The 10629-nt window shown below is 61.0% G+C and carries 8 protein-coding genes and 2 pseudogenes; 7 read left to right on the forward strand and 3 right to left on the reverse strand.

The window, feature by feature from the left end; genetic code table 11:
- Positions 1-190: 190 nt before the first annotated feature.
- Positions 191-1744, forward strand: a complete 1554-nt coding sequence (locus JWR98_RS16540; protein ID WP_205490567.1) for a glycoside hydrolase family 17 protein — start codon at positions 191-193, stop codon at positions 1742-1744.
- A 5-nt stretch (positions 1745-1749) separates the two neighbouring features.
- Here JWR98_RS16540 and JWR98_RS16545 read toward each other — a convergent pair whose 3' ends face one another.
- Positions 1750-2112: a hypothetical protein gene (locus JWR98_RS16545; RefSeq protein WP_078732280.1), complete on the reverse strand. Its 363-nt coding sequence runs from the start codon at positions 2110-2112 to the stop codon at positions 1750-1752.
- A 235-nt stretch (positions 2113-2347) separates the two neighbouring features.
- Here JWR98_RS16545 and JWR98_RS16550 point away from each other — a divergent pair, with 235 nt between their 5' ends.
- Positions 2348-3646, forward strand: a complete 1299-nt coding sequence (locus JWR98_RS16550) for a serine/threonine protein kinase (protein WP_078732279.1) — start codon at positions 2348-2350, stop codon at positions 3644-3646.
- Positions 3639-4427: an MlaA family lipoprotein gene (locus JWR98_RS16555; protein WP_078732278.1), complete on the forward strand. Its 789-nt coding sequence runs from the start codon at positions 3639-3641 to the stop codon at positions 4425-4427. Before JWR98_RS16550 ends, JWR98_RS16555 begins: the two co-directional genes overlap by 8 nt.
- A gap of 55 nt (positions 4428-4482) precedes the next feature.
- On the opposite strand, the gene JWR98_RS16560 is transcribed toward JWR98_RS16555, so the two are convergent.
- Positions 4483-5397 carry a DUF808 domain-containing protein gene (locus JWR98_RS16560; protein WP_205490568.1) on the reverse strand — a complete coding sequence of 305 codons (915 nt, stop codon included), beginning with the start codon at positions 5395-5397 and terminating at the stop codon, positions 4483-4485.
- A gap of 281 nt (positions 5398-5678) precedes the next feature.
- Here JWR98_RS16560 and JWR98_RS16565 point away from each other — a divergent pair, with 281 nt between their 5' ends.
- Positions 5679-6284 carry a TetR/AcrR family transcriptional regulator gene (locus tag JWR98_RS16565; protein WP_042944402.1) on the forward strand — a complete coding sequence of 202 codons (606 nt, stop codon included), beginning with the start codon at positions 5679-5681 and terminating at the stop codon, positions 6282-6284.
- Positions 6285-6402: 118 nt separating this feature from the next.
- Here JWR98_RS16565 and JWR98_RS29805 read toward each other — a convergent pair.
- A pseudogene (locus JWR98_RS29805) lies at positions 6403-6842 on the reverse strand (GlcG/HbpS family heme-binding protein).
- 255 nt (positions 6843-7097) lie between these two features.
- Between JWR98_RS29805 and gcl the strand changes: the two are divergent.
- The 3 genes and pseudogenes from gcl to JWR98_RS16585 all read left to right on the forward strand — a co-directional run bounded on the left by gcl (position 7098) and on the right by JWR98_RS16585 (position 10594).
- Positions 7098-8873 (forward strand): glyoxylate carboligase, encoded by a 1776-nt coding sequence (gcl, locus tag JWR98_RS16575; RefSeq protein ID WP_003172788.1) that lies wholly within the window; start codon positions 7098-7100, stop codon positions 8871-8873.
- A 10-nt stretch (positions 8874-8883) separates the two neighbouring features.
- Positions 8884-9666 carry a hydroxypyruvate isomerase gene (gene hyi / locus JWR98_RS16580; protein ID WP_205490569.1) on the forward strand — a complete coding sequence of 261 codons (783 nt, stop codon included), beginning with the start codon at positions 8884-8886 and terminating at the stop codon, positions 9664-9666.
- A gap of 38 nt (positions 9667-9704) precedes the next feature.
- Positions 9705-10594 (forward strand): annotated as a pseudogene (locus tag JWR98_RS16585) (2-hydroxy-3-oxopropionate reductase).
- Positions 10595-10629 lie beyond the last annotated feature (35 nt).

A 10629-nucleotide genomic window follows, 5' to 3' on the forward strand; every position in this document is an offset into this window, starting at 1 on the left:
CGGGTACATCGACCTGCTCTGTCAGCGACCTCAGCTAAGCAAGAAACGACATCACATCGCCAGTAGGACGTTTTGTAGGAAATAGCGTCAAAATCCCGCTCGAAGTTTGCATATCAAAATTATGCAGCCCCACTGGCATCCGTCAAATCCGGGTAAGATGCGCGCCTTTGCGCCCACAGATAAGCCGACCATGCCTGCGACTGCCCGCTTCCCCGCCCTGCCCTATTGCTTCGCCTTGATCCTTGGCCTGCTGGCCCTCGCCGGCTACTGGTATACCCTCGGCCGACCGGTGGTGCTGCCGGATGTGGCCAGCGCCAGCCATAAGCTGCAATGCGCGTCCTACACGCCGTTCGACAAGGACCAATCGCCCTTCGACCAGCCGTTCACCCTGCGCCCCGCGCGCATGGACGCCGACCTGGCCCTGTTGGCCACCCGTTTTGAGTGTATCCGCACCTATTCCATGACCGGCCTCGAAGCGCTGCCGGACATGGCACGCAAGCATGGTTTGAAGTTGATGGCCGGCGCCTGGGTCAGCAGTGACCCGGTGGCCACCGCAAAAGAAATCGATGAAGTGATCGCGGCCGCCAACGCCAACCCCGATGTGGTGACCTCGGTGATCGTCGGCAACGAAGCGCTGCTGCGCAAGGAAGTGACCGCCGCGCAACTGATCAAACTGATCCATACAGTCAAAAGCCAGATCAAGCAGCCGGTCACCTACGCCGACGTGTGGGAATTCTGGCTAAAACACCCGGAAATCGCCCCGGCGGTGGATTTCCTGACCATTCACCTGCTGCCGTACTGGGAAGATGACCCGTCCGGCATCGACCAGGCCCTCAAGCACGTGGGCGAAGTGCGCCAGACCTTCGGCAAAACATTTGCGCCCAAGGATGTACTGATCGGCGAGACCGGCTGGCCCAGCGAAGGTCGCCAGCGCGAAACTGCGGTGCCGAGTCGAGTCAATGAAGCCAAGTTCATGCGCGGCTTCGTCGCCATGGCCGAGGCCAATGGATGGCGCTACAACCTGATCGAAGCCTTCGATCAGCCGTGGAAGCGCGCCAGCGAAGGGGCCGTGGGCGGTTATTGGGGCCTTTTCGATGCGGACCGCCAGGACAAGGGCGTCCTCGCCGGGCCGGTGACCAACGTGCCGTACTGGCCGCTGTGGCTGGGCGCAGGCGGCCTCCTTCTGTTGGCGACGCTGGTGCTGGGGGGCCGTGTGCGCAGCACGCGCAACGCGCTCGCGCTTCCGCTGCTGGGCGCCGTCGCCGCGTGCTCCATCGGCACCTGGGCTGAACTCACCCGCGTCACCGCGCGCTTTAATGATGAATGGGTATGGGCCGGCCTGCTGGTGGGGCTGAACCTGCTGGTGCTGGCTCATGCGGCATTGGCCCTGAGTGCTCGGCAAGGATGGCGCGAGCGAGCCTTCAACTGGCTGGAACAGCGAGCGGGCTGGCTGGTCGCAATTGCCGGGTTCGCTGGCGCGGTAATGATGTTGGCGTTGGTATTCGATCCGCGCTACCGCAGCTTCCCGAGCGCGGCGCTGGTGCTGCCGGCCCTGGTGTATCTGGTGCGTCCGGTGACCGGGCCGCGTCGGGAGATTGCGCTGCTGACCTTCATCATCGGTGCCGGCATTGCGCCGCAGTTGTACCGGGAAGGTCTGCTGAATCAGCAGGCGTGGGGGTGGGCGCTAGTCAGCCTGCTTATGGCGTTAGCCCTGTGGCGTTGCCTGCGGGTGCGCAAGGCTTAAGAGCGCTATCGGGGTTGCCTGACCAACCGCAACCCCGCAATCACCACCGCAAACACCGCAAATGTGGTGTTGTACAACGCCAGGGCCGGCAGCCCGAACACCAGCCCCAGTACCGCCAAGCCCCATCCGCCACGGCCCGGTACGAAAAACGCCAGCACCGAGGTGGCCAGCGCGGCCCAGCCCAGTACCTTGAAGTGAATCATCAGGCCCAGGTTCGAACGCAACTGACACTCCCAGCGACTGGCGTCGTCAACACAAATACCGACCCACTGGCCATCCTCCACGAAGCCGTAACGTGCGGCATAACTGGCAGCCAGCCATAGCGGCAGGGCAATAAGCAGCAAAATCAACGGCAAGCGGCGGGACATGGAGCACTCCGATAGACAAAAACGGCGCTCAGCTTAATGCGCCGGCGGCCGTTAGCAAGGTACATACACACAATTTGTATTCACCCATGCGTGGCAAAGTGTATCGTCTCGCTACTATTACGCCGATTCCGACGGTATTTCCGAATTTTCGCACAGAGTGCTGGCACTTCGGTGACACGGCGGTGGTCATAGCCTGCGAACTTCATTCAGCACGTTTCCTCTTAGGGATTAAGTCATGCTCCGTTCCTTGCGCTGTGCTGCCTTACTGGGCAGCCTTTTTTTGAGTGCGTCAGCACTGGCGGTCGACATCGACCAAGCCAGCTATGGCTACCCTTTGACCAACCCGTTCGAAGCGACCATCGCCACCACTCCGCCTGACCTTCGGCCAACATTGCCGACCGACGACGAGATCAACCAGTCCGACTACACCCTGACCATGCGCCCCGAGCGCGAGTTCAGCCTGCCGGACAACTTCTGGGCAGTGAAGAAACTCACCTACCGCATCGCCAAGCAGGACCGCGCCGCACCGCTGATCTTCCTGATCGCCGGCACCGGTGCGCGATTCGACAGCAGCATCAACGAATACCTGAAGAAGCTGTATTACCAGGCCGGCTACCACGTGGTGCAACTGTCGTCGCCCACCAGCTTTGACTTCATCGCCTCCGCGTCGCGCTTCGCCACCCCCGGCATCAGCCAGGAAGACGCCGAAGACATGTACCGCGTGATGCAAGCCGTACGCGCGCAGAACGCTTCGCTGCCGGTGACCGACTTCTACCTCACCGGCTACAGCCTTGGCGCCCTGGATGCGGCATTCGTCAGCAAACTCGACGAAACCCGCCGCAGCTTCAACTTCAAGAAAGTCTTGCTGCTGAACCCGCCGGTCAACCTCTACACCTCGATCACCAACCTCGACAAGTTGGTGCAGACCGAGGTGAAGGGCATCAACAACACCACCACCTTCTATGAGCTGGTGCTGAACAAGCTGACCCGCTACTTCCAGCAAAAGGGCTACATCGACCTCAACGACGCCCTGCTCTACGACTTCCAGCAGTCCAAGCAACACCTGACCAACGAACAGATGGCCATGCTGATCGGCACCTCGTTCCGCTTCTCGGCGGCCGACATCGCCTTCACCTCGGACCTGATCAACCGCCGCGGCCTGATCATCCCGCCGAAGTACCCGATCACCGAAAGCACCAGCCTTACGCCATTCCTCAAGCGTGCGCTGCAATGCGACTTTGACTGCTACCTCACCGAGCAAGTGATCCCGATGTGGCGCGCCCGCTCCGACGGCGGCAGCCTGCTGCAACTGGTTGACCAGGTCAGCCTGTACGCGCTCAAGGACTACCTGCACACCAACCCGAAGATCGCGGTCATGCACAACGCCGACGACGTGATCCTCGGCCCTGGCGACCTCGGCTTCCTGCGTAAAACCTTCGGCGATCGCCTGACCGTCTACCCGCTGGGCGGCCATTGCGGCAACCTCAATTACCGCGTCAACGCCGACGCCATGCTGGAGTTCTTCCGTGGCTAAATATCTTTTGCTGCTCGCCGCGCTGATGTGCGCAGGCGTCGCCAATGCCGACAACAGCAAGGCCCACGAACCGGTGACGGTCGATGCCGATGGCTTCAAGGAGCCGTTGACCAAGCTCAAGTTCAACCCCGGCCTGGACCAGCGCGAATTCGAGCGGTCGTCGCTCACTGCGCTCAATGTGTATGACCCGCTGGAGTCGTGGAACCGCCGCGTGTACCACTTCAACTACCGCTTCGACCAATGGGTGTTCCTGCCCGTAGTCAACGGCTATACCTACGTCACACCAAGCTTCCTGCGCACCGGCGTGAGCAATTTCTTCAACAACCTGGGCGATGTGCCCAACCTGTTGAACAGCCTGTTGCAACTCAAGGGTCACCGTTCCCTGGAAACCACCGGGCGCCTGCTGCTCAACACCACCGTCGGCATCGCCGGCCTGTGGGACCCGGCCACCGCCATGGGCCTGCCGCGCCAAAGCGAAGACTTCGGCCAGACCCTGGGCTTCTACGGCGTACCCGGTGGCGCGTACCTGGTGCTGCCGATCTTCGGCCCGTCAAATCTGCGCGACACCGGCGGCTTGCTGGTGGATTACACCGCGGAGTCCCAGATCAACTTCCTGAACGTCTCCGAAGTCAGCTCCAACCACCCGGAAATCTGGGCCCTGCGTGCCGTGGACAAGCGCTACCAGACCAGCTTCCGCTACGGTCAGATGAACTCGCCGTTCGAGTATGAGAAGGTGCGGTATATCTATACCGAATCGCGCAAGTTGCAGATTGCCGAGTAAACAGCGCGTACAAAAAAGGCCATTCGATTGAATGGCCTTTTTTTATACCTGCGATTTAAGCTTTGAGGGCTTTCCAAGCCTTGCCGACGATGCTGACCAACGCCAACACCACCGCCCCGGCGATAATCCCCGCCACCGCATTGAGCAACGTCGGCATCAACCACGTCAGGCCACCGACACTTTGGCTCACCGTCTCGATCCAGTGATGCACCACCGGCACGCCATGGGTGAGGATGCCGCCACCGACCATGAACATCGCCGCCGTGCCGATCACCGACAGGCTCTTCATCATGTACGGCGCCGCCCGCAGGATGCCGCCACCGATACTGCGCGCTACCTGGCCAGGCTTCTGCGTGAGCCACAGGCCCAGGTCGTCGAGCTTGACGATACCCGCCACCAGCCCATAAACGCCCGCCGTCATCACAATGGCGATACCCGACAACACGATCACCTGCTGCGTCAATTGCGCATCGGCCACGATGCCGAGGGTGATGGCGATGATTTCGGCCGAGAGAATGAAGTCGGTGCGGATCGCGCCTTTGATCTTGTCCTTTTCGAACGCCACCAGATCGGTGGCCGGGTCGGCCACGGCTTCGACCAATTGTGCATGTTCGGCTTGATCTTCTGCCTTGCTGTGCAGGAATTTATGCGCGAGCTTTTCGAACCCTTCAAAACACAGATACGCGCCGCCGAGCATCAACAGCGGTGTGACCGCCCAGGGTGCAAAAGCACTGATCAGCAGCGCCGTCGGCACCAGGATCAGCTTATTGACGAACGAGCCCTTGGCCACCGCCCACACCACGGGAATTTCCCGCTCGGCCCGTACGCCGCTGACCTGCTGGGCGTTGAGCGCCAGGTCGTCGCCCAGCACGCCGGAGGTCTTCTTCGCGGCCATCTTTGTCATCAGGGCGACGTCATCGAGTACCGCGGCGATATCGTCGATCAACACCAACAAGCTGCTTCCTGCCATGAACCGTATATCCATAAGGGAGAGATGGCGCGAGCATAACGCGTCGCGGGCACATTGTTGAGACCTGCGGATAGCCGGTGCTACCATGCGCAACCGCCTGTCATGGCAAGGAAACCTCCCGTGCTCAGTTTCATAGATACGTTTCTCTTTTGGCGAGTGGCTGTTGTTGTCAGGCAAGGAGCCGCGACGACTCATCGCTCGCTATGGGGAGGAGCGGCGACGCAGAATGGTGGCAACAGACGCCGTCAAAAAGAAACAGTATCTGTGAGACTGAGCACTTTATGAGCAGCATTCGCGAGCGCAACAAAGAAAAAATCCTGCGGGCGGCCAGCGAGGAGTTTGCCGACAAGGGCTTCGCCGCGACCAAAACCAGCGACATCGCCGCCAAGGCCGGGCTGCCCAAGCCCAACGTCTATTACTACTTCAAGTCCAAGGACAACCTCTACCGCGAGGTGCTCGAGAGCATTATCGAGCCGATCCTGGCTGCCTCCACGCCGTTCAACCCGGACGGCGAACCTTCGGTGGTGCTCGGCAACTACATCCGCTCGAAAATCCGCATCTCCCGCGACCTGCCGTTTGCCTCCAAGGTCTTCGCCAGCGAAATCATGCACGGCGCCCCGCACCTGAGCGCCGAGCAGGTCGAACAGCTCAACGCCCAGGCCAGGCACAATATCGATTGCATCCAGAGCTGGGTGGATCGCGGCTTGATTGCCGCCATCGACCCTCATCACCTGATGTTCAGCATCTGGGCGGCGACGCAGACCTATGCCGATTTCGACTGGCAGATCTCCGCGGTAACCGGCAAGGCCAAGCTGGATGAAGCCGATTATGAAGCGGCGGCGCAGACGATTATCCGGTTGGTGCTCAAGGGCTGTGAGCCGGACTGATACACCGAGGGGCCTGTGCCAATCGGGGGCAAGCCCCCTCCCACATTTGAACTGTGAACACGGTCAAAACTGTGGGAGGGGGCTTGCCCCCGATGAGGCCCTTACAGTCACTCAATACTTAAGCTGACACCCCCGCATCCGCCCGCAACCCCACCCCCTCGATCGCCGTAATCGCACACTGCTCGTCAATATCCGACGTATCCCCGCTGATCCCGATAGCCCCCAGCACCACACCGCCGTGATCCCGAATCAACACCCCACCCGGCGCCGCACCACGCTGCCCTGCCCCAGGCTGTTCAGCGCGGCGATGAATGCCGGGCGTTGCTGTGCGTCCAGCGCCAGCAAGCGCGAGCCCTTGCCCAGGGCAATCGCGCCCCAGGCCTTGCCGATGGCGATTTGCGGGCGCAGCAGACTGGCGCCGTCTTCGCGCTGCAGCGTGATCAAGTGGCCGCCGCTGTCGAGCACGGCGATGGTCAGCGGTGCGGCCGCGATGGTGCGCCCGGCGTTGAGGGCCTGGCAGGCCAGTTGGGTGGCGAGTTTCAAGGTTAAAGCGCTCATGGTGCCGTCCTTCTTTTGTTATTAGGAATGCAGTGGAGGTGTGTTTGATCAGATGCCCCGCCAAACAAATAGAACACAATATAATTAATTTTTGTATACAATATTTTCATACAAACCACAAATACGTCGGAAAAATGCCCTCCGACGAACGCCAAGGCCCTCCAATAAAATGCATTGACCTGCGCCGCTCGCCATGAATACACTTCGACCATAAACCACTTGTATACAATTACAAAACGCAAGAGGCACCAAAACATGAGCAAAATGAGAGCAATCGAAGCCGCCGTCCTCGTCATGCGCCGTGAAGGCGTGGACACCGCCTTCGGCATCCCAGGGGCCGCGATCAATCCGCTGTACTCAGCCTTGCAGAAGGTGGGTGGCATCGATCACGTGCTTGCTCGCCACGTTGAAGGTGCCTCGCACATGGCCGAGGGTTACACCCGCACCAAGGCCGGCAACATCGGCGTGTGTATCGGCACCTCGGGCCCGGCGGGCACCGACATGGTCACCGGCTTGTACAGCGCCTCGGCCGACTCGATCCCGATCCTGTGCATCACCGGCCAAGCGCCCCGCGCTCGCCTGCACAAGGAAGACTTCCAGGCCGTGGACATCACCAGCATCGTCAAGCCGGTGACCAAGTGGGCAACCACCGTGCTCGAACCCGGCCAAGTGCCCTACGCGTTCCAGAAAGCCTTTTATGAAATGCGCTCCGGCCGCCCAGGCCCGGTGCTGATCGACCTGCCGTTCGATGTGCAGATGGCCGAGATCGAATTCGACATTGACGCCTACCAACCGCTGCCATTGGCCAAGCCGTTGGCCACCCGCGTCCAGGTAGAAAAAGCCCTGGCCCTGCTCGATGCGGCCGAACGTCCACTGCTGGTCAGCGGTGGCGGCGTGATCAATGCCGACGCCAGCGAGCTGCTGGTTGAATTTGCCGAGTTGACCGGTATTCCGGTGATCCCGACCCTGATGGGCTGGGGCACCATCCCCGACGATCACCCGCTGATGGTGGGCATGGTCGGCCTGCAGACCTCCCACCGTTATGGCAACGCGACGCTGCTCAAGTCGGACGTGGTGCTGGGCATCGGCAACCGTTGGGCCAACCGCCACACCGGTTCGGTGGAGGTGTACACCGAGGGGCGTAAATTCATTCACGTCGACATCGAACCGACGCAGATCGGCCGCGTGTTCACCCCGGACCTGGGCATCGTGTCCGACGCCGGTTCCGCGCTGACGATGTTTATCGAAGTGGCCCGCGAGTGGAAAGCCGCGGGCAAGCTCAAGGACCGCAGCGCCTGGCTGCATGACTGCCAACAGCGCAAGGCCACCCTGCACCGCAAGACGCACTTCGACAACGTACCGGTCAAGCCGCAGCGCGTGTACGAAGAGATGAACCAAGTGTTCGGCAAAGACACCTGCTACGTCAGCACCATCGGCCTGTCGCAGATTGCCGGCGCGCAATTCCTGCACGTCTATAAACCACGCCACTGGATCAACTGCGGCCAGGCTGGTCCCTTGGGCTGGACCATCCCCGCCGCGCTCGGCGTGGTCAAGGCCGACCCGAGCCGCAAGGTGGTGGCGTTGTCCGGCGACTATGACTTCCAGTTCATGATCGAAGAACTGGCCGTGGGCGCACAGTTCAAGCTGCCGTACATCCACGTGGTGGTGAACAACTCCTACCTGGGGTTGATCCGCCAGGCCCAGCGCGGGTTTGAAATGGACTACTGCGTGCAGCTGTCTTTCGACAACCTCAACGCCCCGGAACTCAACGGTTACGGCGTAGACCACGTCGCAGTCGCCGAAGGCCTGGGCTGCAAGGCCCTGCGCGTGTTCGAGCCGGGCCAGATACAGCCTGCGTTGCGCAAAGCCCAGGCAATGATCGAGGAGTTCAAGGTGCCGGTGATCGTCGAGATCATTCTGGAGCGCGTGACCAATATTTCCATGGGCACCGAGATCAACGCCGTCAACGAATTCGAAGACCTGGCCCTGGTCGGCAACGATGCGCCGACTGCCATTTCCCTGCTCGATTAAGGAGAACCCTATGCCGCGTTTTGCCGCCAACCTGTCGATGCTATTTACCGAGCAGGATTTCCTCGCCCGTTTCAAGGCGGCCGCCGATGCCGGCTTCCAGGGCGTGGAGTACCTGTTCCCCTACGAATTCAGCTCCGCCGAGATCAAGGCACACCTGGACGCCAACGGCCTGACCCAGGTGCTGTTCAACCTGCCGGCCGGTGACTGGACCAAAGGCGAGCGCGGCCTGGCGTGCCACCCGGACCGGATCGAAGAGTTCCGTTCCGGGGTCACGCTGGCCATCGCCTATGCACAGGTGCTGGGCAACACTCAGATCAACTGCCTGGCGGGCATCCGGCCGCAGGGCGTGGACGATGAAACCCTGGAGAAAACTTTCGTCGCCAACCTCAGGTACGCCGCCGAGAAGCTGCAAGCGGCGGGTATCAAACTGGTCATGGAGATGATCAACACCCGCGACATCCCGGGCTTCTACCTGAACACCACGGCGCAGGCCCTGGCGATTTGCGAGCTGGTGGGCAGTGACAACCTGTTCCTGCAATACGACATCTACCACATGCAAATCATGGAAGGCGACCTGGCCCGCACCATGGCCGCGCACCTGGGGCAGATCAACCACATCCAACTGGCGGACAACCCTGGGCGCAATGAGCCGGGGACGGGGGAGATCAACTACCACTTCCTGTTCGAGCATTTGGACCGGATTGGCTACCAGGGTTGGGTCGGCTGTGAGTACAAGCCATTGACTACTACCGAGGCGGGTCTGGGTTGGCTCAAGAGCCACAACGTCATCTAACAAACACAACAAAGAACCCAATGTGGGAGGATTTCTTCATGGCTAAAATCGGCTTTATCGGCACCGGCATCATGGGCCAACCCATGGCCGCGAACCTGCAGAAAGCAGGCCACCAACTGTTCCTCTCTGAACACCACGGCAAGGCCCCGGCGCAACTGATCAGCGCCGCGCCGTGGCCCTGGCCAACCCGCAGCAGGTGGCCCAGGAAGCCGAGTTCATCATCGTCATGGTGCCCGACACGCCACAGGTCGAGGACGTGCTGTGGCGCGCGGACGGTGTGGCGGCGGGCCTGTCGCCGAACAAAGTGGTGATCGACATGAGTTCGATCTCGCCCACCGCCACCAAGGCATTTGCCGCGAAGATCAATGAGCACGGCGCGCAGTACCTCGACGCACCGGTGTCCGGCGGTGAAGTTGGCGCCAAGGCCGGTACCTTGAGCATCATGGTCGGCGGCGAGCCCCAGACGTTCGAACGCGCATTGCCGCTGTTCCAGAGCATGGGCAAGAACATCACATGGGTGGGCGGCAATGGCGACGGCCAGACCGCCAAGGTCGCCAATCAGATTATCGTCGCGCTGAACATCCAGGCGGTGGCCGAAGCGCTGCTGTTCGCCGCAAAAAACGGCGCCGACCCGGCCAAAGTGCGTGAAGCACTGATGGGTGGCTTTGCTTCGTCGAAGATCCTGGAAGTGCATGGCGAACGCATGATCAAAGGCACGTTCGATCCGGGCTTTCGCATCAACCTGCACCAGAAGGATCTGAACCTGGCCCTGGCCGGTGCCAAGGAGTTGGGAATCAACCTGCCGAACACCGCCGGCACCCAGCAGGTGTTCAGCACCTGCGCAGCAATTGGCGGCGGTAACTGGGACCACTCGGCGCTGATCAAGGGCCTGGAACATATGGCGAATTTTTCGATTCGCGATGAATAACTCCTGATGTGAAATGCGATCAACCTGTGGGAGGG

Source organism: Pseudomonas lactucae (genome assembly GCF_016937615.1).
Lineage (GTDB): Bacteria > Pseudomonadota > Gammaproteobacteria > Pseudomonadales > Pseudomonadaceae > Aquipseudomonas > Aquipseudomonas lactucae.

Excerpts from the sequence above, each read along its gene's own strand:
- JWR98_RS16550 (WP_078732279.1), top strand. The coding sequence starts at position 2,348 with ATGCTCCGTTCCTTGCGCTGTGCTGCCTTACTGGGCAGCCTTTTTTTG.
- JWR98_RS16565 (WP_042944402.1), top strand. The coding sequence starts at position 5,679 with ATGAGCAGCATTCGCGAGCGCAACAAAGAAAAAATCCTGCGGGCGGCC.
- JWR98_RS16545 (WP_078732280.1), bottom strand. The coding sequence starts at position 2,112 with ATGTCCCGCCGCTTGCCGTTGATTTTGCTGCTTATTGCCCTGCCGCTA.
- JWR98_RS16560 (WP_205490568.1), bottom strand. The coding sequence starts at position 5,397 with ATGGCAGGAAGCAGCTTGTTGGTGTTGATCGACGATATCGCCGCGGTA.
- JWR98_RS16540 (WP_205490567.1), top strand. The coding sequence starts at position 191 with ATGCCTGCGACTGCCCGCTTCCCCGCCCTGCCCTATTGCTTCGCCTTG.
- hyi (WP_205490569.1), top strand. The coding sequence starts at position 8,884 with ATGCCGCGTTTTGCCGCCAACCTGTCGATGCTATTTACCGAGCAGGAT.
- gcl (WP_003172788.1), top strand. The coding sequence starts at position 7,098 with ATGAGCAAAATGAGAGCAATCGAAGCCGCCGTCCTCGTCATGCGCCGT.